Origin of the sequence: Streptomyces sp. NPDC089424 (assembly GCF_044749345.1) — a bacterium.
Classification (GTDB): domain Bacteria; phylum Actinomycetota; class Actinomycetes; order Streptomycetales; family Streptomycetaceae; genus Streptomyces.
In genome coordinates this window covers 959,095-980,627 of sequence record NZ_JBIVHU010000002.1, presented here as the reverse complement: position 1 = coordinate 980,627, position 21,533 = coordinate 959,095, and the positions used below count along the sequence as shown (strand labels likewise).

The window sequence follows — 21,533 nt, the reverse complement described above, 5'->3', positions numbered from 1 at the left end:
CCTAGAGGGCGCGCTCCCGCGCCCGGCGGGCGGCGTCGGGCACGGATCCCCGGTGGACCGGCCCGTGCCCGGGCAGCAGCACGTCGGCCGCCAGTGCTTCGATCAGCTCCAGCGAGGCCAGTGCCCGCACTCGCTCGCGGTGGAACATGTCGGGCAGCAGCTGCGGGCCCTTCACACGCGTGGTCGCGTGGCCGGTGACCAGCGCGTCCCCGGAGATCACGACTCCGGCGTCCGGCAGGTGCAGGACCGCGTGTCCCTCGGTGTGGCCGGGCGTGTGCACCGGCACCGGCCGCCCCGGCAGATCCAGCGGGCCCGCCACCGGGAACGGCTCGGGCGAGGCCACCGGGAGGTGTGCGGTGCCGCCGGACCGCAGTGCGTGCACGGCCCACGGCAGCACGCCCGGACGCCAGCCGTTGCGCAGCACCTGGCCCACGGAGACCTGGTGCAGGAACTCCCGGCGCGCGTGCGGCACCTCCGCCTCGTGCAGGTACACCGGCGTGCCGTACGTCGCGCGCAGGTACTCGGCCGAGCCCAGGTGGTCGTTGTGGGCGTGGGTGATCAGTACCGCCGTCACGGCCTCGGGCGCGCTGCCCACCGCCGCGAGCGAGTCGAGGAGCATGGGGCGGTCCCCGAGGTAGCCGGTGTCGACCAGGGTGACGGCGTCCCCGTCCTTGATGATGACCCAGTTGGTGTTGCTGCCGTGTACGAGGTGGATTCCCTCGGCGACTTCCCGCACGTCTGCCTGCATGATCGTCCCGCCTGGTGAGTTCGCTCCCGACGGGGACAGCAAATCAGATGGGGGTCAGTTCACTCCGCGGGGGCGGTACTGGATGCTGATCCGCGGCCCGGTGGCGCGGGTGGACTTCGGCACGCAGTGCTCCCATGTGCGCTGGCAGGAGCCGCCCATCACGATCAGGTCGCCGTGCCCGAGCGGGCGCCGCACGGTTCGGCCGCCGCCGTGCATCGGGCGCAGCAGCAGGTCGCGGGGTGCGCCGACGGACAGGATCGCGACCATCGTGTCCTCCCGGGCCCCGCGCCCGATCCGGTCGCCGTGCCAGGCCACGCTGTCCCGGCCGTCGCGGTAGTGGCACAGCCCCGCCGTGGCGAACGGCTCGCCCAGCTCGCCCGCGTAGTGCCCGGACAGCGCCTGCCGGGCCTCGGCCAGCACCGGATGCGGGAGCGGGTCGCCCGCGCCGTAGTACGCCAGCAGCCGGGGTACGTCGACGACGTGGTCGTACATGGTGCGGCGCTCGGCCCGCCACGGGACCTCGGCCGCCAGGTGTTCGAAGAGGGCGTCCGCCCCGGCGAGCCACCCCGGCAGCACGTCGATCCAGGCGCCCGAGCCGAGGACGGTACGGCGAAGCCCGTCGAGGGGGCCGAGCCGGACCTCGTCGGTCTGGTCGAAGAGCGATCCCTGGAGGTGCCTGGTCATGGCTCCCAGCGTAACCCCGATTCGAATAAGTGTTCCAAGATGGTCGGGACCCTTTGGATGCACCGGTGTATCGGATACATTCGCGTATCGAACGAGGGGTGGGCAGGAGTGGACGGTGAGCGCACGGCGGGGCGCGTGACCAGGCGGCGCGTCCGCACCCGCGCCAACCTCCTGGACGCCGCGTTCGACGTGTTCGCCGCCAAGGGCTTCGGGCGGGTGTCGATCGAGGAGGTGTGCGAGGCCGCCGGCTACAGCCGGGGTGCCTTCTACTCGAACTTCGCCAGCCTGGACGAGCTGTTCTTCGCCCTCTACCGGCAGCGTGCCGACCTGATCGCCGAGCAGGTCTCCGCGGCGCTCGCCGAGGACGGCCCCGACCTCGACGTCCCGGCCGCAGTCGACCGGGTCACCGAGGTGCTGCTCCTCGACCTGGACTGGCTGCTGGTCAAGACGGACTTCCTGGTGCACGCCGCGCGTGACGCGGCCGTCGCCCAGACCCTGCTGGAGCACCGGGCCCGGCTGCGCGGCGCGATCGCCGAACGGCTCGCGCGTGCCGTGCCCGCCCACACCCGACTGCCCGCCGTGCTGGGCGGCGTCGACGCCGCCGCCCACGCGGTGGTCGCCGCGTACGACGGAGTCACCACCCAACTGCTGCTGGACAAGGACGTCGAGCACGCGCGCCGGTGGCTCCAGCAGCTGCTCACCGCGCTGCTGACCGACGGCAGCGGCACCCCCCGACGAGTCAGGAAGGGACGATCGCCATGGACGCCGACGTCATCGTCGTAGGAGCAGGCCTCGCCGGTCTGGTCGCCGCGCACGAACTCACCAGCCGGGGCCGCCGGGTCGCGCTGGTCGACCAGGAGAACGCCGCCAACCTGGGGGGCCAGGCGTTCTGGTCGTTCGGCGGGCTGTTCCTCGTCGGCACGCCGGAGCAGCGGCGGCTCGGCGTGAAGGACTCCTTCGACCTCGCCTGGAGCGACTGGCAGGGCAGCGCGGGATTCGACCGTACCGAGGACGAGGACTCCTGGGCGGTGCGCTGGGCGCGGGCCTACGTCGAGTTCGCGGCGGGGGAGAAGCGGTCCTGGCTGGAGGGGCACGGCATCAAGTTCCTGCCCACGGTCGGCTGGGCCGAGCGCGGGAACCTGCGCGCCGACGGGCACGGCAACTCCGTGCCCCGCTTCCACATCGCCTGGGGCACCGGCACAGGGGTCGTCGAACCCTTCGTCAAGCACGCCCGGCAGGCCGCCCGCGACGGGCTGCTGACCTTCCACCACCGGCACCGGGTCGACCAGCTGGTCGTCGAGGACGGCACCGCCCGCGGCGTACGCGGCACGGTGCTCGCCGAGGACGACTCCCCGCGCGGCGTCGCCTCCAACCGCGACCGGGCCGGCGAGTTCGAACTCACCGCCCAGGCCGTGATCGTCACCACCGGCGGCATCGGCGCCGACCACGACGTCGTCCGCCGCCACTGGCCCGAGCGGCTCGGCACCCCGCCCGCCGAGATGGTCACCGGGGTCCCCGCCTACGTCGACGGACGGATGCTCGACATCAGTGCCGAGGCGGGCGTGCGGCTGGTCAACCGCGACCGCATGTGGCACTACACCGAGGGACTGCGGAACTGGGACCCCATATGGCCCGGCCACGGCATCCGCATCCTGCCCGGCCCGTCCTCGATGTGGTTCGACGCCCTCGGCCGCCGGCTGCCCGACCCCTGCCTGCCCGGCTACGACACCCTCGGCACGCTCAAGTACCTGCGCACCACCGAGGACATCGCCGGGTACGACCACTCCTGGTTCATCCTCACCCAGCGCATCATCGAGAAGGAGTTCGCGCTGTCGGGCTCCGAACAGAATCCCGACATCACCGCCAAGGACCGCAAGGCCTTCCTGCGCGAACGTGTCCTCGGCAAGGGCGCGCCCGGCCCGGTGGCTGCGTTCCTGCGCAACGGCGCCGACTTCGTGACGGCCCCCGGTCTCGAACAGCTCGTCGAGAAGATGAACGGCCTCACCGGCAAGCCGCTGCTCGACTCCGACGCGATACGCCGTCAGATCGAGGCCCGTGACGCGCAGTTGGCCAACCCCTACGGCAAGGACGCCCAGGTGCAGGGCATCCGCAACGCCCGCCGCTACATCGGCGACCGCCTCGGCCGCGTCGCCACCCCGCACCGGATCCTCGACCCTGCGGCCGGCCCCCTGATCGGCGTCAAGCTGCACGTGCTGACCCGCAAGACGCTCGGCGGCATCCAGACCGACCTCGACTCGCGCGCCCTGGGCGCCGACGGGCAGCCGATCGACGGACTGTACGCGGCGGGCGAGGTCGCCGGCTTCGGGGGCGGGGGCGTGCACGGCTACAACGCGCTGGAGGGCACCTTCCTCGGCGGCTGCCTGTTCTCGGGCCGCGCGGCGGGGCGGGCGGCCGCCCGGCAGACCGGCTGACACCCGCGAGGGCCCGCCTTCCTCAGGACTCCAGAAGGCGGGCCAGCACCGCGACGTGACCCTGCTCCAGGTTCTTCGAGCCGGTCACCAGCGTCACCGTGCCCTCGGCCGCCGTCTTGCGCACCCCGTCGAGGAGCCGCGCCGCCTCGGGCTCGGCGAGCTCCGCCTCGTACCGGCGCGCGAACTCCTCGTAGGACCCTTCGCCCGCGTGGTACCACTGGCGCAGTTCGGTGGACGGGGTGAGCCCCTTGGGCCATTCGTCCACGCGGGCCTCGTCCTTGGCCAGACCGCGCGGCCACAGCCGGTCGACCAGGACGCGTACGCCGTCCTCGGGCTCCGGCGGTTCGTAGACTCGTCGGACTCGGACACTCATGCGGGCGGCCTTTCGCACGGGGAGGGGTGTGACGGGAGCGTACGCCCGGCGGGCGGACGCCACCGCGGAACCCGGCCCGAGATCCACCCGTGTCGGTCGAGGCCACCCGTGATCGGACGCACCGGCCGGTTCCCGCTCCTACCGGGTCACCGCGGGCGCAGTGCCTCCGCGGCGGCCGCCGTCACCGCCCGCGCCAGCGTCGCCAGCGCGGGGGAGTCCAGCTTCCACTGCTGCCAGTACAGCGGCACGTCCACCGCCCGGTCCGGCGCGAGCCGGACCAGGCGGCCGGAGGTCAGCAGCGGCTCGGCCTGGACCTCGGGGACCAGCCCCCAGCCGAGGCCCGCCGCCACGGCCTCGACGAAGCCGTCCGAGGTCGGCACGTAGTGCCGTACCGCGCTCGCGCCGCCGCCCCGCCGCAGCCGGCGGACGAACGCGTCCTGGAGGTCGTCCCGCCGGTCGAAGAGCACGACCGGCGCGTCCGGGAGGGTCTCGCGCAGCGGCCCGTCCAGATGCCGGGCGGCGAAGTCGGGACGGGCCGCGGCCACGTACCGCATGATGCCCAGAGCCCGCACCGAGCAGCCCGTCACGGGCACCGACGACGAGGTCACCGCGGCCATGACCAGGCCTTCGCGCAGCAGCGCCGCCGTGTGGTCCTGGTCCTCGCGGCGCAGTTCGAAGCAGAGCCGCAGATCCTGCGGGACGCGGGTGAGCGCCGGCAGGAACCAGGTGGCCAGCGAGTCGGAGTTCACAGCGACCGACACCCGGGTCGCCTCCCCGGCGCCGCTCATGCCCAGTTCGGCGCGCGCGTCCCGCTCCAGCCGGCCCAGCTGGCGCGCCAGCCGCACCACGACCTCGCCGGACTCCGTCGGCCGCACCGGCTTCGTGCGCATCAGCAGGATCCGCCCCGTGCGCTGCTCCAGGGCCTTCACCCGCTGACTGACCGCCGAGGGCGTCACGTGCAGCGCGGCGGCCGCCGCCTCGAAGGTGCCCTCGTCCACGACCGCCAGGAGGGTCCGCACCTGGTCGAGAGGAAGCTCCGTCATCACGCGCCCGCCCGTGTGGCTGTCGACATTACGTGCGCTAAGGATACGTAAGAATCTTTAGCTGTACCTAGAGTGATCGTCTCCGTAGCGTCGAAGCATGTCCCCAGCTCTCTCCGCCGCGGCAGCCGGATTCGGCACCGGCCTCTCACTCATCGTCGCCATCGGTGCCCAGAACGCGTTCGTGCTGCGCCAGGGGGTCCGCCGCGAGGCGGTCCTCGCCGTGGTCGGCATCTGCGCGCTCTCCGACGCCGCCCTGATCGCCCTCGGAGTCGGTGGGGTCGGCGCGCTGGTGGTGGCCTGGCCGGGCGCGCTGACCGCCGTGGGCTGGATCGGCGGCGCCTTCCTGATCTGCTACGGCGTCCTGGCCGCCCGCCGGGTCGTCCGGCCCCAGGGGGCGGCGCTGCGCACGGAGGGCGAGACGGCGGGTTCGCGCCGGCGGGCGGTCCTCATGTGCCTGGCGATGACCTGGCTCAACCCCCATGTCTACCTCGACACCGTCTTCCTGCTGGGCTCGCTCGCCGCCGACCGGGGGCCGCTGCGGTGGACGTTCGGGATCGGCGCCGTCACCGCCAGCCTCTGCTGGTTCGCCGCGCTCGGCTTCGGCGCCCGGTTGCTCGGCCGCTGGCTCGCCAGGCCGGCGGCCTGGCGCGTGCTCGACGGACTGGTCGCCGCCACCATGATCGTCCTCGGCGTCACCCTCATCGCCGGCGGCTGAGTCCGCCGACCCGGCCGGCCCGGCCGGGCGGCGGAACGAGGGCACGCCCACCCGGACGTGAGCGCTCACACGGGCCTGCGATAGTGATCCCCGGATTCGAAAGATGTAACGAGCAACCGGGAAGCGCGTGGACACCAGCGAGAGCAGCACCGAGCACCCGGCGGACGATCCCGCCGCCGCGAAGCCGCCCCGCGGCGGCTGGCGGCGCTGGGCGATGGACACCCGCCCCCTGCGCCGCCCCGCCTACCGCCGGCTCTGGGCCTCGACCGTCGTCACCGCGGTCGGCAGCCAGCTCACCGCGGTCGCCGTACCGAAGCAGATCTACGACATCACCGGTTCCTCCGCCTGGGTCGGCTACGCGAGCTTCGCCGGCCTGCTGCCGCTCGTGGTGTTCGCCCTGTGGGGCGGCGCCGTCGCCGACACCATGGACCGCCGCAAGCTGCTGCTGATCACCAACGCCGGCATCGCCGGCACCTCCGTGCTGTTCTGGATCCAGGCGGTCGCCGGCCTCGACTCGGTCGCCGTGCTGATGGTCCTGCTCGCCCTCCAGCAGGCCTTCTTCGGCCTGAACGCGCCGGCCCGCAGCGCCTCGATCGCCCGACTGGTCCCGGAGCACGAACTGGCCGCCGCGAGCGCCCTCGGCTCGACCGTCATGCAGATCGGGCTCGTCGCCGGGCCGCTGCTCGCCGGGGCGCTGATCCCCGTCATCGGCCTGCCCGAGCTGTATCTCATCGACGCCCTCGCGCTGTGCGTCGCCGTCTGGGCGGTGCTGCGGCTGCCCGCGCTGCCGCCGCTCGCGAGCGCGGTGGCGCGGCGTGCCGGAGTGCGCGAGGTCGTGGCCGGCTTCCGCTACATCGCCCGGCACAAGGTGCTGCTGCTGTCCTTCCTGGCCGACATCGTCGCCATGGTGTTCGGCATGCCCCGCGCCCTGTTCCCGCAGCTCGCCGCCGAGACGTACGCCCCCTGGGGCGAGGGCCTCGCCCTCGGCCTGCTGTTCGCGGCCATCCCGATCGGCGCGGTGGCGGGCGGCCTGTTCTCCGGCACCTTCTCGCGGGTCCGCCGGCACGGCTGGATGGTGATCGGCGCGGTGGTCGCCTGGGGTCTGGCCGTCGCCGGGTCCGGGCTGGGCACCGGTCTGTGGGTCGCGGTGGCGTTCCTGGCCGTCGCCGGAGTGGCCGACATGGTCTCGATGGTGTTCCGCGGCGCGATCCTGCTGTCCGCCGCGACCGACGAGATGCGCGGCCGCATGCAGGGCGTCTTCACGGTCGTCGTCGCGGGCGGCCCCCGGCTCGCCGACGTCCTGCACGGCACGGCGGGTTCGGCCTTCGGCGCCCGCACGGCCGTCGTGGGCGGGGGTGTGCTGGTCGTCGTGGTGATGCTGGCGCTGGCGGCGCTCGTACCGGACCTGCGGCGCTATCGCGTCTGAGGGCCGGGCGACGCGGTGGCGCGGTGCTATCTGCCGCCGCGCCGCCGCAGGGTGTACTGCTCCATGAGCTGCCCGCGGGTCGTCTCCAGCCGGTGCGCGAGGATCTCGGCGACGATCCGGACCAGGGACATGCCGAGCTGCGGGTCCTGCTGGCACAGCTCCAGCACCGGCCCCGCCTCGAACTCGTAGGCGCGGACCTGGCTGAAGGCCTCCGCGCCGAAGTCCCACCGGTGCGGCGGGAACAGCCACGACCAGCCCAGCAGATCTCCGGCGCCGAGGCTGGCGACGGTCACCCGCTGCGCCGACGTCACCTGCTGGTCGAGGGAGACGGCCCCTGAGCGGATCACCCAGAAGCGGTCGGCGGCGCCGCCGGCCTCGAAGATGCGGGCGTCCTCGGGGAAGGACACCTCCTTCGCCAGCGTCATCAGGCGCTGTCGCTGGGGCGGGGGCAGGGCGGTCAGCAGTTTCGTCGCTTTGGTCATGGCGCAAAGCTCCTCGCCGACGGAAAGGACCGGTGCTCTGTCTATGCCCATTTCAGCCGCTGCCGGCGACCGGAGCACCTCGGGGCATGGAAAAGCCCTGGCTGGACGGGGGAGGCCAGCCAGGGCCGTAGGGGGTGATGTCCGGAGGAGGAGGCCCTCGACCCCGTCATCACATGTATGAACGATAAACCATCGCGGGCGGTGCCACCCCCTCCCAAGCGGGTCACGTGACCCGTTTCACGCGAACTCGCCGCCGCGCCGCCGGTCAGCCCACCTCGGCGTGGCGGCCGGGGGTCAGGATCTCGTCCAGGACCCTGAGCACCGCCTCGTAGGTCAGCCGCCGTACGGCGGCCTCCCGGGCTCCGGCCGGGTCGGTCGGTTCCAGGGCCTCACTGCGTTCCCGCCACGCGCGCTCCTCCTGCTCCGCGCAGGCCCTGCCGCGCCGGATGCGCCGCAACAGCTCGTCTGAGTCCACCACATCGGTCATGTTGTCCACATACCCCCGTGTCCGTGATCGATGGCCGGATGACGCGTTTGGTGTGCCGCGAGAGGGTGAGCCGACCTATGAGGGCGGCGCCGGACAGACCCCCGTCCCTTCCGGCCCAGTGGTTGCTCTACCACTCGATCGATCAGGGAGCTGAGCAGTGAGCGCGCAGCGGTGGACCGAACCCGCAGGCGGACCGGCCGACGAGGTACGCGCCTGCAGAAGCGACCTGTGCCGGCCGGCGGACGTGCGGCAGGCGATACGGCACGCGGTGGCCGGCCGCTGCCGGGACGTCGGTACCCCGTGTGACGAGAGAGGTCTCTCCGACGCGCTCCTCGTCGCCTCGGAGCTGACGACCAACGCCATCCTGCACGGCGGTGGCGTGACCGGCGTCGAGATCGACGTCGTCGGTCACGAGGTGCGGGTCTCGGTGAGTGATCGCAGCGACCGGCTGCCGGTGACGAGGGCGCCGGTGGACGAGCGGGGGCGCCGGCGGGTCGGCGGGCACGGCTGGCCGATCGTCTGCCGGCTGGCGTGCGACGTCCGGGTGGCCGATCTGCCGACCGGCGGGAAGCGCATCACCGCGGCGGTCCCTGTTTTCTGAGAGACCTTGTTTTCTGAGAGACCTTCGGAAGACCTTCGGCGGCCCGGAGTTTGTTCCTCCGGCACCCGGGCAGACGCATTTTCGTGCTTCGGACCGGAGGCGCGCCAGCGGGGAGCGGTACGCGCTCCGAGGGCCTCCGGGTGATCGGGGGGCCGACACCCTTCCCGCGGACAGTCCCTGAAGTCCCTTAAAGACCGTTCAGGAGCGATTCCGCATGCTCATCGACATGTCGACAAGCCGTCCCGGCACGCCCGACTCCCCCAACTCGCCCGCCACAGCCCGGCGGCGTCACGACGACGCCCCCGTCACCGCCGACCTCTTCGCCCGCCTGCACGAGCTCCAGGAGGGGCCCGAGCGGGAGGCCCTGCGCGACGAACTCGCCACCGCCTGGCTGCCGATGGCCCATCGCATCGCCAGCCGCTTCCGGGACCGGGGCGAGTCCCTCGAGGACCTCAAGCAGGTCGCGGCGCTGGGCCTGGTGAAGGCGATCGACCGGTACGACCCCTCCCGCGGCGCCTTCGAGAGCTACGCGGTGCCCACCATCACCGGAGAGGTGAAGCGGCATTTCCGGGACCGGATGTGGGCGTTGCGGGTGCCGCGGCGTGTGCAGGAACTCCGCAACAAGGTGCGGCTCGCCCGCCGGGAGCTGGCCCAGAACCCGGGCGCGCCGGAGCCCACCGTCGCGGAGATCGCCACGCACACCGGGCTCACCGAGGAGGAGGTCGCCACGGGCGTGGAGGCCCTGGAGAGCTTCAGCACCCTCTCGCTCGACGCCGAACTCTCCTCCGCCGACGAGGGCTACAGCCTCGCGGACACCCTCGGCGCGCCGGACGGCTCGTACGACGTGGTGGTCGACCGGGAGTCCGCCAAGCAGAGCCTGCGCAATCTGCCGGAGCGTGAGCGGGCCATCCTCTACATGCGCTTCTTCGAGGACATGACGCAGAGCCGTATCGCGGACCAGCTCGGCATCTCCCAGATGCACGTCTCCCGCCTCATCAGCCGCAGCTGTGCCCGGGTTCGGGACGAGGCCCTCGGCCGCCGACCGAACCAGCCCGGATCCAGCGCGCACTGACCCACCGCCACACGCACCGGGCCCCGCGACACCGCGGGGCCCGGTCGCGTCGTGGCCCGGCGCGCGCCCGCGAAGGGGGCACCGCGGCCCAGGTACACGCACTCGGGCCCGCGTCCGGATGCCGAGCGGCATCCGGACGCGGGCCCGACCGGTACGTCAGCCCTGCGCCGGCTTCGCCTCCTCCACCTGCGCCCGGATCTGTTCCGGCGTCAGGTAGGAGTTGGTGTACTCGAAGTCCTTGAGCTTCGCCGGGCGGCGGGCCTGGAAGCCGGTACGGACGAAGTCGTCGCCGGCGACCGCGTTGAGCAGCCAGTTGGTCATGACGCGGGTCTTGGCGACGTTGGTGCGCAGCGCCGACCAGTGGTAGCCGCGGGCCACGGCCTGGGCGGGCAGGCCGCGCAGCTCGACGCCGAGCGGCTTGGAGACCGCGTCGCGGCCGCCGAGGTCGACGACCAGACCGAGGTCCTTGTGGACGTACGGCTGCATCGGCTGGTTGCGCAGGGTCGCGATGACGTTGTCGGCGACCTTCCTGCCCTGCCGCATCGCGTGCTGCGCCGTGGGCGGGCAGACCGCCCCCTCCTCGTGCTTGGCCTCGTCCGGGACCGCCGCGGCGTCGCCGAGCGCGAACACCCCGTCGTGTCCCGGCAGATTCATCGCGGTGGTGACCGCGAGCCGCCCGCGCACCGTCTCCGCGCCCAGCGTCGCGATGAGGGGGCTGGCGACGACGCCCGCGGTCCAGATCAGCGTGCGCGTCGGCACCACCCGGCCGTCCGTGAAGGTGACCTCCTGCGGCCCCGCCTTCTCGATGGACACCCCGAGCGAGACCTCGACACCGCGCCGCCGCAAGACCTCCTGCGCGCTGCGGCCCAGCTTCTCGCCCAGCTCCGGCATCAGCCGGGGGGCGATGTCGATCAGGTGCCACCTGATCAGCCGTGGGTCCAGCCGGGGGTAGCGCTTGACCGCGTTGGAGGTCAGAAGCTGCAGGCAGGCCGCCGTCTCGGTGCCGGCGTAACCACCGCCGACCACGACGAACTGGAGCCGCGCGGCCCGCTCGGCCGGATCATTGCTCGCGTCGGCGAGGTCCAGCTGCGAGATCACGTGATCGCGGATGTAGGCGGCCTCCGCGAGCGTCTTCATCCCGAAGGCGTTGTCGACGAGCCCCGGGATGTGGAACGTGCGCGTGACGCTGCCGGGGGCCAGCACGATGTAGTCGTACGGCTCGTTGACGATCTCGTCCGTGATCGTGCGGATGACGCAGACCTTGGCCTCCAGGTCCACGCCGATCGCCCCGCCCGGGAGGATCCGCGTGCGGTACTTGCTGCTGCGGCGCAGCGACACCGCGATGGACTGGGGTGTGAGCACGCCGGACGCGACCTGGGGGAGCAGGGGCAGATAGAGCTGGTAGGCGAACGGCGTCACCAGCGTGACCGCGGCCTCGTCGGGGGAGAGGCGGCGCTCCAGGCGCCGTACGCACTCCACTCCGGCGAAGCCCGCGCCCACCACCAGGATCCTGGGTCGTGTCACGATGTCCATCCCTTCCGCGCTTCCGGGCGGTCTGCCCCGACGCCATGCGCGTGCCCCTGGATCGTGGCTTCGCACCTCCCCTTGATCCCACCGCGCCACGGGCGGCCGCGCCAGTCGGGCGGGGCAGGCAGACGAAGGGGCGGGACGACCGGCGTGCCGGCCCCGGGACTCAGTCCTCCGCCTCCGCCCGCTCCTGCCCGTCGATCAGGGCCAGCGCGTCCTCGAAACTCCCGGACACCGGCACCGTGATGCTGACCCCGGTGAGGTCCAGGACGCGCTGCACGGGCGGCGTGGGCGAGAGGATGTGCACACTGCCGCCGCTGCGGCGGGTCTCCTGGTAGATGCGCAGGATGATGTTCATCCCCGACGAGTCCATGAACGGCACCTCGGACACGTCCAGCACGAAGTGACGCCGGCCGTGATGCAGCTGGTTCGCCAGGTGATGCTGGAACTCGGTCGCGGTGTCGACGTCCAGATAGCCCTCCACCCGTACCAGGGCGACATCCTCCCGCGGCAGTGTGACCTCGACGGACAGCGGGTTCTGGGCAATTGTCACGAGTACCTCCCACAAGGCCGACTGCCAGGGCTGGTCACCCAGCTCGGCGCACTCGGTGCACGCCCCTGAGCCGATCAACTACGTCGATCATCATGTCGGTCGACGCCAGGCGCGCGTACCCCCGTATCGGTCTCCTATGCAGTCCCCGGCCCGGCCGAATGCCGACAGGCACCGGGGGTAGGGGGACCCATGGAGCACAGGCGCGAAGGAGGAGGAGTCATCGGCGTGACCATCGACAGAATCTGGTCGTACGCATCGGGCACCGGCCAAGTCGCGGAGCGGGACCTCACGGGGTTCACCGTCGACGCAACGGACGGCACGCTCGGACACGTGGACCGGCTGGCGGACCCGCACGGCATGCGGCATCTGGTGGTCGACACGGGCGTCTGGGTGTTCGGCAGGAGTGTCCTGGTTCCGGTGGGCCTGGTGACGGGCATCGACACCGAGCACCGTCTGGTCTCGCTGTCCTGCACCCGGGCGGAGGTCAAGGAGGCCCCGCGCTTCCGCACCGACAGCGAGACCCTCGACCCGGACTATCTGACGACGGTGGGTGACTACTACAGCAACCTGCCGCCGCGCGAGCCGACCACCACCTGACCGACAGCCCCCGGCAGCGGGGCGGAGCCCAGGAAGACCACACCGCATGGACCAGACCGATGTCGCAGCCCCTGTCCACGCCGGCCGGCCTGCGCCCGGCGGCGCACATCCCTCGGCCCCCGTGCGCAGCGCGGCCGAGGCCCGGGCGCATGCTCTGTCGGTGGTCCTCGACGAGTGGAACTCCGTCTCCCGCACGGCACACGAGCGCGATCTGATCGACCTGCAACTGGTCGTCTCGGAGCTGGTCAGCAACGCCATCCGGCACGGTGGCGGGCTGGCCGGCTTCGAGGCGGTGCCCACCGCGGAAGGCGTACGTCTCGCGGTCCACGACCACAGCGCGGTCGTCCCCGCCGCGGCCTTCGGCTCCGGGGACCTGCCGAGCGGCCACCACGGCAACGGCTACGGCTGGCCCCTGATCATCCGCCTGGCCCGGGAGATCGCCGTCGAGCCCCGGCCGGGGGGCGGCAAGACCGTCAGCGTGCTGGTGCCCCTGCGGCCGGCGTAGCCCCTCGGCCCGGGGCCCGGCCCACCGCTCCGTCTCACCAGGGCAGGAACACGTGGATGTCCTTGCCCTCGGCCTCGCCGACCACGCTGACCTGGTCGCACAACGTCTGGATCAGATGCCAGCCGATGCCGCCACCGCCGGTGTTCGGATGGAACGGGCGGGGGGCCGGAGGTGTGCTGCTGGTGTCGTGCACGGTGATGTGCACTCCGTCGTAGGTTCGCCTGATCTGCAGATGGAAGGGTCCGGGAGCGTACTGGACCGCGTTCGCGGCGAGCTCCGTGACCACCAGCAGGATGTCGTGCCAGGACTCCGGGGTGGCGGGCGGTGCGGTGCGGGCCAGGTCACGGAGAAAACTCTCCGCGGCCAGGCGCGCCCCGGTCACGTCCTGCGGCTCACCCGGGAAGCCGGCCGTCCGGCTCGGAATTCCTTGGCCTGCCAGTGTTCCGTCCCAACGCGGCTCGGTTGCCATGTCGCCTTTCCAGCCTTTCGGTCGCAAGGCTGCGCTCGTGTCTCTCGCATCGCACTGTGCGGGTTCCCGTACCCGTGGGGCCTACGCGTCTCACCCCCGGGGAGCACCCGATTCGCCGGACGCGGGCCCTTGCCGGCGCGAACGCCGGGCCGCGTCCCGGAGCAGCGAGCCGTCGGGCGGGTGCAAAGAAATTGTTCGCGTCCCCGAAAGGTTCTGCGAAGACACCCTTTCCCGTGATCGGCCGCGGCCCGAGTGAATTGCCCAACTCAGGTGATTGTGCCGTGAATTGACGGGCACCCGGGAGTCACCGAAAGGGCGTGACACCACACCGATCCCCACCTCGGAGGGAAAGTGATGACCGGTTACGGCAGTAATCCCGCCGCGTCGCCCGGCTCGCGCACCAACGGCCTGGCCATCGCGAGCCTCACCTGCGGAATCATCGGCATATTCCTCTTCAACGTCATTCTCGGGCCGATAGCGATCGTGCTCGGTGCCGTCGGAATGCGCCAGGCCCCCGCCAAGGGCGGCGCCGGAATGGCCAAGGCCGGAATCGTCCTCGGCATCCTGGACCTGGTGATCTTCGGCGTGCTGCTGGCGCTGGCCGCCTCCGACGGCGGATTCTCCTGGTACGTCGGCAGCTGACGGACGGCTCACCGGAACACGCTGTCCGAGTCGTCCCAGCCGACCTGCTCCTCCGGCGTGGCGAGCCGCGGCGGGCGTGAACGTGCCTGGTACATGGCGTCGATCTCCCCGGCGTAGTGCCGCACGATCGCGTCCCGCCGCAGTTTCATGGACGGCGTCAGCAACCCGCTCGCCACGTCGAACGGCTGCGGCAGCACCCGGAACACCCTGATCGACTCCGGGCGCGACACCGCGCTGTTGGCCGCGGCGACCGCCCGCCCGACCTCCTCGCGCAGCGCGTTCTCCTCACGCGCCTCCCGGACGGTGGCATCCCCCTGCAACGCCAGCGACGCCCGCCAGTGCAGCAGGAAATCGGGGTCCAGGGTGATCAGCGCGCCCACGCAGGGCCGGTCGTCGCCCACGACGACCGCCTGGTGGATCAGCGGATGCATCCGCAGCCGCTGCTCCAGCGCCGCCGGGGCGACACTCTTGCCGCTGCTGGTGACGATCACGTCCTTCTTGCGGCCGGTGATCGTCAGATAGCCCTCGGAGTCCAGCCGCCCCAGGTCCCCGGTGGCCAGCCAGCCGGCCCACAGCGTGGCCCTCGTCGCCCCCTCGTCGTTGAGGTACCCCTGGAACACCGAGGGCCCGCGTACCAGGATCTCGCCGTCCTCGGCCAGATGGATCTCCGAACCCGGCAGCGCCTGCCCCACCGTCCCCGACTTCTCCCGGCCCAGCGGCTGCATGGTCACGCCGCCGCTGGTCTCGGTCAGGCCGTAGCCGTCGTGGACGTAGATGCCGATGCCCTCGTAGAACAAGGACAGTTCGCGGTGGAGCGACGAGCCGCCCGAGGTCCCCCGGCGGACCCGGCCGCCCAGCGTCGCACGCAGCCTGCGGTACACCGTCCGCTCGTACAGCGCGTGCTGCATCCGCAGTTCCAGCCCGGGCCCGGAACCCCGGCCGAGCCGCTGCCGTTCGGTGGCCGCGGCGAAGGCCCGCGCCGTCTCCGCGGCCCGCTCGAACAGGGCACCGCGACCCGCCGCCTGGGACGCCAGCAGAAAGTTCTTGTAGATCTTCTCGAAGACCGACGGCACGGCGTAGAAGTACGTCGGGCGGAAGGACTGCAGCGCCGCCGCCAGCGACTCCGCGCCGGGGTCCGGCTCGTGCGCCATCAGCAGCCCGCCGCGGATGCACAGGCCCTGGATCATCAGGCCGTACACATGGGAGAAGGGCAGGAAGGCGAGGACCCGGGCCTGTTCACCGGGCGGTGCCGCCGTGTGGCCCCACCCCGCCAGCAGGACGTCGCACGGGCTCGCGATGCCCCGGTGGCTCAGCGCGCAGCCCAGGGGGCGGCCCGAGGTGCCCGAGGTGTAGGCGATCACGGCGGTCGAGTCCGGCAGCACGATACGGCGCAGCGAGTCGACCGTGAGCGCCGGCAGGACCTCGCCGCGCGCCGCCAGGTCCGTCAGCGCGCCGGCGTCCAGCTGCCAGACGTGCCGCAGCGCGGGCAGCCGCGCGCACACCGGGCCGATGGTCATCACGCCCTGCTCGTCCTCGACGACCACGGCCACGCAGTTCGCGTCCCGCAGGATCCACTCGACCTGCTCGCGCGAGGAGGTCGGATAGATCGGTACGACCTCGGCGCCCACCGCCCACAGGGCGTGGCTGAGGACGGTCCACTCGTACCGGGTGCGGGCCATGATCGCCACGCGGTGGCCGGGGGAGATCCCGGACGCGACCAGCCCCTTGGCCAGGTCGACCACCTCGTCGCGCAACTCGATCGCGGTGACCTCCTCCCACGGGCCCGCGGGGCCGCTGCGGCGCGCGATCAACGGCAGGGTCGGGTTGGCCGCCGCCGTCTCGAAGAGGCTGTCGGCCAGTCCGCCGGTGAGGGACGAGACGGCGGGGGGAGCGAGGGCGAAGTCGCGCATGCGCTGCTCCTGACATGTACGGGCTGTGACCCCGCCGACGAGAACCGTTATCGACGGTGGTCGAATCTAGCCCAGGTCAGACCGTTTCGTGCCAGGAACCGGGAACTGGCCTTCCGTCCTGATGATCTCGGCAGGTTCGGGGGACTCGGGCGGCATGAGTCACACCAATCCCGACCCCGAACCCGAGCGCTCGACAGGGCTGGAACCGGGCGGCGGTGTGCCGCCGGGGGAGACCCCGCCCGCGGAGAGCAGCATGCCGGGAGCCCTGCCCCGCGACACCCACAACCCCACCAAGGGCTGGGCCAAGGCACCACTGACGATGATCCTCGTCCTGGTGGTGCTGGTGGCCGCCTTCTTCCTGGTCTACAGCCTGGTGCTGATCCTCTGAGAGCACCCGGTCCCGTGACGCCACCGGGGGGCGGGCGTCACTCCAGGCGCGCGGCGTCACCCTGGGTGTGCCGCGCGCACTCCAGTACGACGTCCCGGAAGCTGCCGGTACGCCGCAGCGACTCGCGTTGCACCCGCGCCCCGTTGCCCCGCCGCAGCAGCTCCGCGCAGGACTCCTTCACCCGGTCCAGATCCCCGTTGTCGGCGAGCGCCTCGCCCACGTGCTCCAGCAGGGCGCGGACGACCGTCTCGGCGGGCGCGGGCCGCATCGCCGCCGGGTGCAGCAGCTCCCCGGTGAGACCGGAGCGGGCGGCCCGCCAGGCCGCGAGGCGCAGCACGCTCACGCTGTGCTCGTCGGGGCCCCGGCCCGCCTGCCACTCCCGCGCGGCCGTCTCGACCAGACCACGGGCCAGGGCCGCGACCAGGACGGCGGTGTCGGCGTGCAGGCAGACGTCCGCGACCCGGAGCTCGACCGTGGGGTAGTTCTGGGACAGCCGGGCGTCGAAGTAGAGCATGCCCTCGTCCAGGAGGGTCTCGGTGGCCATCATGTCCGCCACCCGCCGGCGATAGCCCTCCGCCGAGCCGAACAGCTCGGTGGGCCCGGCCGACGGCCAGCGCTGCCACACCCTGCTGCGGTAGCTGCTGTAACTGGTGTCCTTGCCCTGCCAGAACGGTGAGTTGGCGCTCAGCGCCGCCAGCACCGAGAGCCACGGCCGCACCCGGTCGACGACCGCGACACCCTCCTCGTCGGAGTCCACGGCCACATGGACATGGCAGCCGAGGACCAGCTGCTCCTGGGTGGCGATCCCGTACTGCTCCGCCATCCACTGGTAGCGGTGGTGCGCGCCGATCGCGGGCTTGACCGGCAGCGGCGACGTAGCCAGCGCCGCCACCGAGCAGCCGATGTCCCCGGCGTTGCGCGCCGCCTCCCGCCTGCAGCGCACGATCTCCGCACTCAGCTCCGCCATGCGCGTCTGCGGATGGGTGTTGAACTCCAGCATCTGCTCGTGGAGTTCCTTCTCGAAGACGAAGCCCTCGGCATGGTCGTGAGCCGCGCGCGCCAGCACGGCGGCCGACCGCGCGCGCGGTTCCCCGCTCTCCGGGTCCACCAGGAGGAGTTCCTCCTCCACTCCGACGGTGCGCACGTCATGCGGCCTTTCGACGACCTTCCGGGACGGCGGGACCCGCCGTACGTCTCCGAATGCCCCCGGAAGGCCCCTCGGACACCTGTGCCGTGCGGTCTCCCGTCAGGCCGGGCGCAGCCAGATGGTGGCCAGTGGCGGCAGGGTCAGCCGGATGCTCGTGGGGCGGCCGTGGGACTCCTGCGCCTCGGCCTTGACCGGGTCGGGGTGGGTCACGTCGCTGCCGCCGTAGCGCGCAGCGTCGGTGTTGAGGACCTCCCGCCAGGCCGGGACGTCGCCGGGGACGCCGAGCCGGTAGTCGTGCCGGACGGCGGGGGAGAAGTGGGAGATCGCCAGCAGCGGGACGCCCTGATCGTCGTAGCGCAGGAAGGCGAGGACGTTGTCGTCGGCCGCGTCGCACTCCACCCACTGGAAGCCGCCGGGGTCGGTGTCGCGCTGCCACAGGGCCGGGGTGTCCAGGTAGCCGGCGTTGAGATCGCGCACCAGGTCCTGCACCCCGCGGTGGTCGCCCGCGGCGCAGTGGCCGGGGTCGAGCAGCCACCACTCGGGGCCGTGCTCCACGGACCACTCGCCGCCCTGCGCGAACTCCTGGCCCATGAACAGCAGCTGCTTGCCCGGGTGGGCCCACATGAAGCCGAGGTAGGCGCGGTGGTTGGCGCGCCGCTGCCACCAGTCGCCGGGCATCTTGCTGACCAGGGCCTGCTTGCCGTGGACGACCTCGTCGTGCGAGATGGGCAGCACGTAGTTCTCGCTGTACGCGTAGATCATCGAGAAGGTCATCTCGTGGTGGTGGTACTTGCGGTGGACCGGCTCCTTGCTCATGTACTCGAGCGAGTCGTGCATCCAGCCCATGTTCCACTTCAGCCCGAACCCCAGCCCGCCGCTGTCGGTCGGCCGGGTCACCCCGCCCCACGCGGTGGACTCCTCGGCGATCGTCACCACTCCGGGGTTGCGCCGGTAGACGGTGGCGTTCATCTCCTGGAGGAAGGCCACCGCGTCCAGGTCCTCCCGGCCACCGTGGACGTTCGGCGTCCACTGCCCGGAGTCCCGTGAGTAGTCGAGGTAGAGCATGGAGGCGACGGCGTCCACCCGCAGCCCGTCGATGTGGAACTCCTCGCACCAGTAGGTCGCGTTGGCGACGAGGAAGTTGCGCACCTCGGTCCGCCCGAAGTCGAACTCGTACGTCCCCCAGTCCGGGTGCTCGGCCCGCTGCGCGTTGCCGGGCTCGTACAGCGCGTCCCCGTCGAACCGGGCCAGCGCCCAGTCGTCCTTGGGGAAGTGCGCGGGCACCCAGTCCATGATCACGCCGAGGCCTGCCCGGTGGCAGGCGTCCACGAAGTACCGGAAGTCGTCCGGGGTGCCGAGGCGCGAGGTCGGCGCGTAGAAGCCGGTGACCTGGTAGCCCCAGGAGCCGCCGAACGGGTGCTCGGCGACCGGCATCAGCTCGACGTGCGTGAAGCCGAGGTCCTTGACGTAGCGCGGCAACTCCTCGGCCAGCCGGCGGTAGTCGAGCCCGGGCCGCCAGGAGGCGAGGTGCACCTCGTACACCGACATCGGTGCCTGGTGCACCGGCGTGTCGCCTCGGTGCGCCATCCAGTCCTGGTCGTGCCACTCGTAGTGCGACGCGGTCACGATCGAGGCCGTGTCCGGAGGCACCTCCGTTCGGCGCGCCATCGGGTCGGCCTTCAGGAACCGGTGCCCGTACTGGGAGGTGATCTCGAACTTGTACCGGGTGCCCTCGCCCACGCCCGGCAGGAACAGCTCCCACACCCCGCTGGCGCCCAGCGAGCGCATCGGGAACGCGGTGCCGTCCCAGTGGCAGAAGTCCGCCGCGAGCCGCACCCCGCGCGCGTTCGGCGCCCACACCGTGAAACGGGTGCCGGTCACGCCCTGATGGGTCATCGGCTCGGCGCCGAGCGCCTGCCACAGCTGCTCGTGCCGGCCCTCCCTGATCAGGTGCAGGTCGAGCTCGCCGAGCGCGGGCAGGAACCGGTACGGGTCGTGGACCTCGTGCTCCCCCTCCTCGTACGCCACCAGCAGGGTGTACTCCACAACGGTCCGCCACGGCAGCACGGCCGAGAACAGGCCCTCGCCCTCCGAGGTCAGCGCGAAGCGCTCCCCGCCGGCCAGCACGCTCACCGCGCGGGCGAACGGCCGCAGCGCCCGCACCGCGAGACCGCCCGGTACGGGATGCGCGCCGAGCAGGGCGTGCGGGTCGTGATGGGCGCCCGCCAGCAGGCGCCCGCGGTCGGCCGGATCGAGCTCGGGAGCGCACCCGCCAGGTGTCCGCACCGACGGGAGCGGGCCGGAGGCCTTGGGGGATGTGATGTCGCGCAGCGCCACGGCGTTCAGTCTCCTCTCACGGCGAGTCGTTCGATCGCCGCCATGGGTACGGGGAGCCAGTCCGGACGGTGCCTGGCCTCGTACAGCACCTCGTACACCGCCCGATCCGTCTCGTAGGCACGCAGCAGTCCGTGCTTCTTACGGGGATCCCAGCCGGCCCGGGCCGCATATCCGGCACAGTAGGCCTCCCGGCAGCGGCGCGCCCACTGAGGACGCCAGGGCCGGCGCTGCCGGGCCGCGTAGTCGAAGGAGCGCAGCATCCCGGCGACGTCCCGCACGGGGGACTGGGCACCGCGCCGTTCCGCCAGCGGACGGGACGGTTCGCCCTCGAAGTCGATGACGAACCACTCGCGTCCCGCCCGCAGCACCTGCCCCAGATGCAGATCGCCGTGGATGCGCTGAGCGGGTGGTCCGGCGTCGCACGTCAGCAGCGCGCTGAACGCCGACCTCAGGCCGGGCACGAAGGACCGGAGCGCCGGGACGCTGTGCGCGGCGGCGTCGAGGCGCTCGGTCATCGCCGCCGCCATGCGCCCGTTCTCGGACCGCCCGCCGGCGGTGAACGCGGCGGCCAGCGCCAGATGCACCTCGGCCGTGGCCTGCCCCAGCTCATGCGCCTCGGCGGTGAAGTCGCTGCCGGTGGCGAGCGCGTGCAGCGCGAGCGTCCAGCCGTCGGAGGCGTTGCGCAGGAAGGGCTGGAGCACCCCGAGCGTGGCCTCCTGCGGCTGGGCCGTGCAGAACCAGGCCACCGGCGCGGGCACCCGCTCGCAGCCCTGCCCGGCCAGCGCGCCCGGCACCTCCAGGTCCGGGTTGACGCCGGGCTGGATGCGCCGGAAGACCTTCAGGATGAACTCGTCGCCGTACACCAGCGAGGAGTTGGACTGCTCGGCGTCCAGCACGCGCGGCACCAGTCCGGCCGGGATCGGTTTGGCGGGATCGGCCTCGAAACGCAAGGGGCCCGCGGTGCCCGGGTGACGCAGGCGCTCCAGCAGCAGTTGCGCCGAACGGAGGTCCTGGAGGGCGTCGTAGACCGTCATCCCGGCCAGCGGCCCTTCCTGCGCCTGGCCGATCAGGGCCCGCCCCAGCCGTGGCGAGGGGGTCTGCCGGACGCCGAGGAACAGCTGGTAGCAGTCCCCGGGCGGGGTCGTGCCGCCGGGCGAGGGCACCCCGGCGAGACTGCTGTGACCGCCCGCGTGGCCGGTGTGCACCAGCAGGTGCAGACAGCCCGGGAACAGTTCCGTCATCGACACCAGGCGAAGGTCCGTGACGGGCCGGTCCTTGCCGGCGAACCAGCGCTGCCGGGGCAGCCACTCGCGCAGCAGCCCGTCGAGCGAGGTCATGGACGCGGCGAGCCCGCTGTCGCTGGGCAGGAGGGATGCGGTCTTCGTCATGGTGACG

Annotated in this window: 23 protein-coding genes; 10 read left to right on the top strand and 13 right to left on the bottom strand. The window is 72.3% G+C overall.

Annotation, left to right across the window (positions count from 1 at the left end; genetic code table 11):
- Window position 1: 1 nt before the first annotated feature.
- Window positions 2-748, bottom strand: a complete 747-nt coding sequence (locus tag ACIP2X_RS12000; RefSeq protein WP_401670870.1) for an MBL fold metallo-hydrolase — start codon at window positions 746-748, stop codon at window positions 2-4.
- A gap of 54 nt (window positions 749-802) precedes the next feature.
- Window positions 803-1,432, bottom strand: a complete 630-nt coding sequence (locus tag ACIP2X_RS11995) for an alpha-ketoglutarate-dependent dioxygenase AlkB (protein ID WP_401670868.1) — start codon at window positions 1,430-1,432, stop codon at window positions 803-805.
- Window positions 1,433-1,567: 135 nt separating this feature from the next.
- Here ACIP2X_RS11995 and ACIP2X_RS11990 point away from each other — a divergent pair, with 135 nt between their 5' ends.
- Window positions 1,568-2,215, top strand: a complete 648-nt coding sequence (locus ACIP2X_RS11990) for a TetR/AcrR family transcriptional regulator (protein ID WP_401670865.1) — start codon at window positions 1,568-1,570, stop codon at window positions 2,213-2,215.
- On the top strand, window positions 2,191-3,864 hold the full coding sequence (locus tag ACIP2X_RS11985) for an FAD-binding dehydrogenase (protein WP_401670863.1): 1,674 nt from the start codon (window positions 2,191-2,193) through the stop codon (window positions 3,862-3,864). The genes ACIP2X_RS11990 and ACIP2X_RS11985 overlap by 25 nt, the downstream gene beginning before the upstream one ends.
- 22 nt (window positions 3,865-3,886) lie before the next feature.
- On the opposite strand, the gene ACIP2X_RS11980 is transcribed toward ACIP2X_RS11985, so the two are convergent.
- Both ACIP2X_RS11980 and ACIP2X_RS11975 read right to left on the bottom strand, forming a co-directional pair.
- Window positions 3,887-4,237: a DUF488 domain-containing protein gene (locus tag ACIP2X_RS11980; protein WP_401670860.1), complete on the bottom strand. Its 351-nt coding sequence runs from the start codon at window positions 4,235-4,237 to the stop codon at window positions 3,887-3,889.
- Window positions 4,238-4,383: 146 nt separating this feature from the next.
- A complete protein-coding gene (locus ACIP2X_RS11975; protein ID WP_401670858.1) occupies window positions 4,384-5,280 on the bottom strand; it encodes a LysR family transcriptional regulator ArgP in 897 nt (298 codons plus the stop codon).
- A 97-nt stretch (window positions 5,281-5,377) separates the two neighbouring features.
- Between ACIP2X_RS11975 and ACIP2X_RS11970 the strand changes: the two genes are divergently transcribed.
- Together ACIP2X_RS11970 and ACIP2X_RS11965 are read left to right on the top strand one after the other, a co-directional pair.
- Window positions 5,378-5,995, top strand: a complete 618-nt coding sequence (locus ACIP2X_RS11970) for a LysE/ArgO family amino acid transporter (RefSeq protein ID WP_401670855.1) — start codon at window positions 5,378-5,380, stop codon at window positions 5,993-5,995.
- A 127-nt stretch (window positions 5,996-6,122) separates the two neighbouring features.
- Entirely contained in the window at window positions 6,123-7,421 is a 1,299-nt protein-coding gene (locus ACIP2X_RS11965; RefSeq protein ID WP_401670852.1) for an MFS transporter, read from the top strand.
- Between the two features lie 26 nt (window positions 7,422-7,447).
- On the opposite strand, the gene ACIP2X_RS11960 is transcribed toward ACIP2X_RS11965, so the two are convergent.
- Window positions 7,448-7,903 (bottom strand): cyclic nucleotide-binding domain-containing protein, encoded by a 456-nt coding sequence (locus ACIP2X_RS11960; protein ID WP_401670849.1) that lies wholly within the window; start codon window positions 7,901-7,903, stop codon window positions 7,448-7,450.
- 265 nt (window positions 7,904-8,168) lie between these two features.
- Window positions 8,169-8,390 carry a hypothetical protein gene (locus tag ACIP2X_RS11955; RefSeq protein ID WP_401670847.1) on the bottom strand — a complete coding sequence of 74 codons (222 nt, stop codon included), beginning with the start codon at window positions 8,388-8,390 and terminating at the stop codon, window positions 8,169-8,171.
- Between the two features lie 157 nt (window positions 8,391-8,547).
- Here ACIP2X_RS11955 and ACIP2X_RS11950 point away from each other — a divergent pair, with 157 nt between their 5' ends.
- Both ACIP2X_RS11950 and ACIP2X_RS11945 read left to right on the top strand, forming a co-directional pair.
- Entirely contained in the window at window positions 8,548-8,991 is a 444-nt protein-coding gene (locus ACIP2X_RS11950) for an ATP-binding protein (protein WP_401670844.1), read from the top strand.
- Between the two features lie 214 nt (window positions 8,992-9,205).
- Window positions 9,206-10,063: a SigB/SigF/SigG family RNA polymerase sigma factor gene (locus tag ACIP2X_RS11945; protein ID WP_401670842.1), complete on the top strand. Its 858-nt coding sequence runs from the start codon at window positions 9,206-9,208 to the stop codon at window positions 10,061-10,063.
- A gap of 156 nt (window positions 10,064-10,219) precedes the next feature.
- Here the strand turns inward: ACIP2X_RS11945 and ACIP2X_RS11940 are convergent, their stop codons facing one another.
- Window positions 10,220-11,596, bottom strand: coding sequence for an NAD(P)/FAD-dependent oxidoreductase (locus ACIP2X_RS11940; RefSeq protein WP_401670839.1), 1,377 nt, complete (start codon window positions 11,594-11,596; stop codon window positions 10,220-10,222).
- A 160-nt stretch (window positions 11,597-11,756) separates the two neighbouring features.
- The gene (locus tag ACIP2X_RS11935; protein ID WP_401670837.1) at window positions 11,757-12,143 is read right to left on the bottom strand and encodes an STAS domain-containing protein; all 387 of its coding nucleotides are present in this window, start codon (window positions 12,141-12,143) and stop codon (window positions 11,757-11,759) included.
- Window positions 12,144-12,368: 225 nt separating this feature from the next.
- On the opposite strand from ACIP2X_RS11935, the gene ACIP2X_RS11930 reads away from it, so the two are divergent.
- Together ACIP2X_RS11930 and ACIP2X_RS11925 are read left to right on the top strand one after the other, a co-directional pair.
- Complete coding sequence (locus tag ACIP2X_RS11930) at window positions 12,369-12,740, top strand: PRC-barrel domain containing protein (RefSeq protein ID WP_401670835.1); 372 nt, start codon at window positions 12,369-12,371, stop codon at window positions 12,738-12,740.
- Window positions 12,741-12,786: 46 nt separating this feature from the next.
- The gene (locus ACIP2X_RS11925) at window positions 12,787-13,245 is read left to right on the top strand and encodes an ATP-binding protein (RefSeq protein WP_401670832.1); all 459 of its coding nucleotides are present in this window, start codon (window positions 12,787-12,789) and stop codon (window positions 13,243-13,245) included.
- Between the two features lie 34 nt (window positions 13,246-13,279).
- On the opposite strand, the gene ACIP2X_RS11920 is transcribed toward ACIP2X_RS11925, so the two are convergent.
- Complete coding sequence (locus tag ACIP2X_RS11920) at window positions 13,280-13,714, bottom strand: ATP-binding protein (protein ID WP_401670829.1); 435 nt, start codon at window positions 13,712-13,714, stop codon at window positions 13,280-13,282.
- A 354-nt stretch (window positions 13,715-14,068) separates the two neighbouring features.
- Here ACIP2X_RS11920 and ACIP2X_RS11915 point away from each other — a divergent pair, with 354 nt between their 5' ends.
- Window positions 14,069-14,356 carry a DUF4190 domain-containing protein gene (locus ACIP2X_RS11915; RefSeq protein WP_401670827.1) on the top strand — a complete coding sequence of 96 codons (288 nt, stop codon included), beginning with the start codon at window positions 14,069-14,071 and terminating at the stop codon, window positions 14,354-14,356.
- An 8-nt stretch (window positions 14,357-14,364) separates the two neighbouring features.
- Here ACIP2X_RS11915 and ACIP2X_RS11910 read toward each other — a convergent pair whose 3' ends face one another.
- Entirely contained in the window at window positions 14,365-16,266 is a 1,902-nt protein-coding gene (locus tag ACIP2X_RS11910) for an AMP-dependent synthetase/ligase (RefSeq protein WP_401670825.1), read from the bottom strand.
- Window positions 16,267-16,420: 154 nt separating this feature from the next.
- Here ACIP2X_RS11910 and ACIP2X_RS11905 point away from each other — a divergent pair, with 154 nt between their 5' ends.
- Window positions 16,421-16,654 (top strand): DUF6480 family protein, encoded by a 234-nt coding sequence (locus ACIP2X_RS11905; protein ID WP_401670823.1) that lies wholly within the window; start codon window positions 16,421-16,423, stop codon window positions 16,652-16,654.
- 37 nt (window positions 16,655-16,691) lie between these two features.
- On the opposite strand, the gene ACIP2X_RS11900 is transcribed toward ACIP2X_RS11905, so the two are convergent.
- The 3 genes from ACIP2X_RS11900 to ACIP2X_RS11890 all read right to left on the bottom strand — a co-directional run bounded on the left by ACIP2X_RS11900 (window position 16,692) and on the right by ACIP2X_RS11890 (window position 21,526).
- Window positions 16,692-17,798 carry a glutamate--cysteine ligase gene (locus ACIP2X_RS11900; protein ID WP_401670820.1) on the bottom strand — a complete coding sequence of 369 codons (1,107 nt, stop codon included), beginning with the start codon at window positions 17,796-17,798 and terminating at the stop codon, window positions 16,692-16,694.
- A 102-nt stretch (window positions 17,799-17,900) separates the two neighbouring features.
- Entirely contained in the window at window positions 17,901-20,138 is a 2,238-nt protein-coding gene (gene glgB, locus ACIP2X_RS11895; RefSeq protein WP_401670818.1) for a 1,4-alpha-glucan branching enzyme, read from the bottom strand.
- A 5-nt stretch (window positions 20,139-20,143) separates the two neighbouring features.
- Window positions 20,144-21,526: a maltokinase gene (locus ACIP2X_RS11890; protein WP_401670816.1), complete on the bottom strand. Its 1,383-nt coding sequence runs from the start codon at window positions 21,524-21,526 to the stop codon at window positions 20,144-20,146.
- Window positions 21,527-21,533 lie beyond the last annotated feature (7 nt).

What these genes read in the sequence shown, in the direction of transcription:
- ACIP2X_RS11910 (WP_401670825.1), bottom strand. Translation starts at nt 16,266, where the DNA reads ATGCGCGACTTCGCCCTCGCTCCCCCCGCCGTCTCGTCCCTCACCGGC.
- ACIP2X_RS11980 (WP_401670860.1), bottom strand. Translation starts at nt 4,237, where the DNA reads ATGAGTGTCCGAGTCCGACGAGTCTACGAACCGCCGGAGCCCGAGGAC.
- ACIP2X_RS11975 (WP_401670858.1), bottom strand. Translation starts at nt 5,280, where the DNA reads ATGACGGAGCTTCCTCTCGACCAGGTGCGGACCCTCCTGGCGGTCGTG.
- ACIP2X_RS12000 (WP_401670870.1), bottom strand. Translation starts at nt 748, where the DNA reads ATGCAGGCAGACGTGCGGGAAGTCGCCGAGGGAATCCACCTCGTACAC.
- ACIP2X_RS11970 (WP_401670855.1), top strand. Translation starts at nt 5,378, where the DNA reads ATGTCCCCAGCTCTCTCCGCCGCGGCAGCCGGATTCGGCACCGGCCTC.
- ACIP2X_RS11940 (WP_401670839.1), bottom strand. Translation starts at nt 11,596, where the DNA reads ATGGACATCGTGACACGACCCAGGATCCTGGTGGTGGGCGCGGGCTTC.
- ACIP2X_RS11890 (WP_401670816.1), bottom strand. Translation starts at nt 21,526, where the DNA reads ATGACGAAGACCGCATCCCTCCTGCCCAGCGACAGCGGGCTCGCCGCG.
- ACIP2X_RS11955 (WP_401670847.1), bottom strand. Translation starts at nt 8,390, where the DNA reads ATGACCGATGTGGTGGACTCAGACGAGCTGTTGCGGCGCATCCGGCGC.
- ACIP2X_RS11960 (WP_401670849.1), bottom strand. Translation starts at nt 7,903, where the DNA reads ATGACCAAAGCGACGAAACTGCTGACCGCCCTGCCCCCGCCCCAGCGA.
- ACIP2X_RS11915 (WP_401670827.1), top strand. Translation starts at nt 14,069, where the DNA reads ATGACCGGTTACGGCAGTAATCCCGCCGCGTCGCCCGGCTCGCGCACC.
- ACIP2X_RS11985 (WP_401670863.1), top strand. Translation starts at nt 2,191, where the DNA reads ATGGACGCCGACGTCATCGTCGTAGGAGCAGGCCTCGCCGGTCTGGTC.
- ACIP2X_RS11925 (WP_401670832.1), top strand. Translation starts at nt 12,787, where the DNA reads ATGGACCAGACCGATGTCGCAGCCCCTGTCCACGCCGGCCGGCCTGCG.
- ACIP2X_RS11995 (WP_401670868.1), bottom strand. Translation starts at nt 1,432, where the DNA reads ATGACCAGGCACCTCCAGGGATCGCTCTTCGACCAGACCGACGAGGTC.
- ACIP2X_RS11945 (WP_401670842.1), top strand. Translation starts at nt 9,206, where the DNA reads ATGCTCATCGACATGTCGACAAGCCGTCCCGGCACGCCCGACTCCCCC.
- ACIP2X_RS11920 (WP_401670829.1), bottom strand. Translation starts at nt 13,714, where the DNA reads ATGGCAACCGAGCCGCGTTGGGACGGAACACTGGCAGGCCAAGGAATT.
- ACIP2X_RS11905 (WP_401670823.1), top strand. Translation starts at nt 16,421, where the DNA reads ATGAGTCACACCAATCCCGACCCCGAACCCGAGCGCTCGACAGGGCTG.